This is a genomic window from Parasutterella excrementihominis YIT 11859 (genome assembly GCF_000205025.1).
Lineage (GTDB): Bacteria > Pseudomonadota > Gammaproteobacteria > Burkholderiales > Burkholderiaceae_F > Parasutterella > Parasutterella excrementihominis.
The window spans coordinates 1-3,840 of the sequence record NZ_GL883749.1; the positions used below are offsets into that span (position 1 = coordinate 1).

At 49.0% G+C, this 3,840-nt stretch carries 2 protein-coding genes; both read left to right on the top strand.

Annotation, left to right across the window (positions count from 1 at the left end):
* Positions 1–443: 443 nt before the first annotated feature.
* Positions 444–2,123, top strand: a complete 1,680-nt coding sequence (locus HMPREF9439_RS09880; RefSeq protein ID WP_008810757.1) for a putative transporter — start codon at positions 444–446, stop codon at positions 2,121–2,123.
* Positions 2,124–2,294: 171 nt separating this feature from the next.
* Positions 2,295–3,731 (top strand): glutamate--tRNA ligase, encoded by a 1,437-nt coding sequence (gltX, locus tag HMPREF9439_RS09885; RefSeq protein ID WP_040603596.1) that lies wholly within the window; start codon positions 2,295–2,297, stop codon positions 3,729–3,731.
* The last annotated feature ends 109 nt before the right edge of the window (positions 3,732–3,840 follow it).

Consider the following 3,840-nt stretch of genomic DNA (forward strand, 5'->3'; position numbering starts at 1 on the left):
ATAATGAAGATCTAGAAGCGCAAAATTTCAGAGCCCGATGCCAATAATCATCGGGATTCTGTTTGTCCGTCACAGCCGTAAATATATAGCATTCTAAATAATAATTTATCGGCTGAGTCTGCGAGTAAAGGCCCAGGTTAGGAACTTTTCCATTGTCATAGCCTAAGTCAGAACTGAAACCGGTCGCTAACTTTCTCTGCGTCGTGGTGTCTTCTGCAACTAAACTGAGATTACTGAAAACAAAATCATGAATCCGGCTTAAGTGAAAACGAGTGCAGACCATCGAAAGTCTAAAGTTTGCTAGGGAAAACAATAGGATGTTTCATCGGAAATAAAGGTTCTCTTTCCGAGAACTAATTAAAATTTATTCCACATTATGAGAGCACTTATCACTATTGGTAAGGCTATCGATTTATTAAATATTTCTTCCCAAGGTTCAAACTATGGATTGGCTCGTTTCTTTGTGGAGCGATTCAAATTCGGTCGGGCATATTCTTTTGGTTTATGCGATCGTCATCACGGTCGGTTTGCTGCTCGGACGAATCAAAATTTTCGGAATCTCGCTCGGCGTCACTTTTGTGCTCTTTGCCGGTTTAGCGGCTGGTTACTTCGGCTTTACCGTAAACACGACGGTTCTTCATTTTCTTCGTGACTTCGGCCTGATTCTTTTTGTTTTCTTTATCGGCCTTCAAGTCGGACCATCGTTCTTTTCATCCTTCCGAAGCGGCGGTGTTCAGCTGAATCTGCTTACGCTTTTAGCAGTATTTCTGAGCTTGGCTGTAACGGTCGGTCTTTATTTCGCATTTTCGGACACTGTTTCGCTGCCGCAGATGCTCGGCGTTTACTTCGGTGCCGTGACAAATACACCGGGTCTCGGTGCCACGCAGGAAGCATTAAACATGCTGGATTACAAAGGCGAAGATATTGCCGTCGCCTATGCATGCGCCTATCCGCTCGCCGTTGTGGCCATCATCGCAACGTCTATCTGCCTGCGCTTTATCTTCCGTATTGATCTCAAGGAAGAAGACCGCATGTGGGAAGAATCGGAAAAAGAAAACAACGAAGCCCCTATCTTCTTCCACGTCAAAGTCACAAATGCGGCTTTAGAAGGTAAACAGCTGGAGCAGCTCCGCAACTTTATCGGCCGTCCCTTTATCTGCTCTCGATTGCTGCATGACGGAACGATTATTAGTCCTCATGCTAAGGACACGGTCCACGTCGGCGACGTGATGCGTATTGTTGCTTCCGCTGAAAACAAAGATGCCATTACGGTTTTTTGCGGTTCTGAAGATAAAGATGTCGACTTGGCAACGGAAAGTTCTCCGATTACAGCGCGCAATATTCGTGTGACCCGAAGCGCCATGAACGGCTTGACTGTTCATGACCTGCACTTAAGTCGCTACGACGGTGTCAATATCACGCGTATTTTCCGCGCTGGTATGACGCTTTTTCCGTATCCGCATCTTCGTTTTCAGATCGGTGACGTGGTCTACTGCGTTGGTCCGGAACGCTCAATTCGCCGTTTGGCCGACAAACTCGGCAATCAGGAAAAGAAACTGGACCATCCGAACCTGATTTCTATTTTCCTCGGTATCGCAGTAGGCATTCTTTTCGGCAGCCTTCCGATCGCTATCCCAGGAATGCCGGTTCCTCTGAAATTAGGCTTGGCAGGCGGTCCGCTGATTGTTGCGATTTTGCTGGGCTACTACGGTCCGAATTTCAAGCTCATTACTTACACCACGGCATCAGCCAACCTGATGCTTCGAGAAATGGGCATCGCATTGTTCCTTGCAAGTGTGGGTCTGGCAGCCGGCCGTCCTTTCGTCGACGCAATCCTCGAAGGCAACGGGCTCCTCTATGCCTTCCTCGGTTTGTTTATCACGATTATTCCTTTAGTGGTCATCGGAAGTATCGCCCGCAAGGTCTATAAGATGAACTACCACAGCATCGTGGGCATGATTGCCGGCGCGACGACCGATCCACCCACGCTGGCCTATGCCAGCACACTGACGGAAAAGAATGTTTCTGCAGTTGCATACTCCACGGTTTATCCTTTGGCGATGTTTCTGAGAATTCTTTCAGGCCAGTTTGTATTGCTCATCCTCTGGCAGTACGTCAGTTAAAAGGCTCATTTGCTGAACCCAGGTCGGTCGATTTTGGACGGCCTTTATTTTTGCTTCTTGATTGCACGGAAAGGTCCGTGTCCAGTCAAGGTCTAACGCGGTAAAATCAAAACTTATGCTCGCCCCGCTTATTTGCGGGAAATTTAATATTCACGGGATTAGTTTAGAACCATGTTTACAAAAGTCCGTACTCGCATTGCTCCGAGTCCTACAGGAATGATGCATTTGGGAACCGCTCGTACTGCGATTTATTGTTGGGCCGTTGCCCGTCATTTCGGCGGTGAATTCCTTCTCCGTATTGAAGATACCGACCGCGAGCGCTCCACTCCTGAAGCAACTCAAGTGATTCTGGACGCAATGAAGTGGCTCAACCTCGACTATGACAACAAGGAAGTGGTCTATCAGATGAACCGTCTTCCTCGTTACAAAGAAGTAGTGGATCAGCTCTTGGCTAAAGGCTTGGCCTACAAGTGCTATGCCACAAAGGAAGAGCTCGATGAGATGCGTGAAGCACAGAAAGCCCGCGGAGAGAAACCTCGCTATGACGGCCGCTGGCGTCCTGAAAACTGTGTCGGCAAACCTATTCCCGAAGGCGTCACTCCGGTTATCCGTTTCCGCAACCCGGACGACGGCGTTGTGACATGGGAAGACGGAGTTTACGGCGAAATTACCGTTGCAAATTCTGAATTAGACGACCTCGTGATTATGAGAGGCGACGGCATCCCGACTTACAACTTTGCCGTTGTTGTTGACGACTGGGATATGCAGATCAGCCACGTCATTCGCGGTGCTGACCATATCAACAACACTCCGCGTCAGATCAACCTTTACAACGCTATCGGCGCACCTCTGCCGACGTTCGCACATCTGCCCTTGATCCACGGTGAAGACGGCCAGAAGCTTTCTAAGCGCAACGGTACCGTCAGCGTTCTGCAGTACAACGAAGAAGGCTACCTCCCGGAAGCCTTGTTCAACTATCTCGCTCGCTTGGGCTGGGGCCACAAAGACGACGAAAAATTCACTCGCGAACAGCTGGCCGAATGGTTTGAGCTTTCCGACTGCAGCCGTTCTCCGGCCCGCTTCAGTATGAAGAAACTGGACTGGCTGAACCACGAATACATCAAAGGATATGACGACAAGAAGCTTGCAGAACTTGTCAAACCGAGAATTGAAAAACTCGGCGGCGATCTGAGCCTGGTCAAGGACCTTCCCGGCGTTATGGCTCTTCTGAAGAGCCGCGAACCGACCCTGCAGGCTCTTGCAAAGGCAGCAATGCTGTTCTGCCATAACAATCCGGTTGATTCTTCTTCTCTGCCTGCGCAGCTCAAGGATAAGGAAGACGCTTCTTTCGAAGCGATGGCTGCTTTCGTCCGTAAAGCTCCTTCCATCGAATGGAAGAAAGAGAGCATTTATGGCTTAATGAAAGAAATCATGGATGAGCAGGGCGTCAAAGTTTTGCACCTTGCAATTCCTCTGCGCGTTTTGGTGACAGGCGCTGAAAAGACACCGTCCATCGACGCAACCCTTGAACTGTACGGTCAAGAGCGCGTTCTTACCCGCCTCAACGAAGGTATGGAGAAGTGGGCCGCTCAGAGAGCCGGAAACTAATTTTTACTTTTTAGAATGCGATTTTCGGGGATAGAGTTGACAAGATCAAAAATGTCCCGTAATATCGCACTTCTTTCGGGGGTATAGCTCAGCTGGGAGAGCGCTTGCA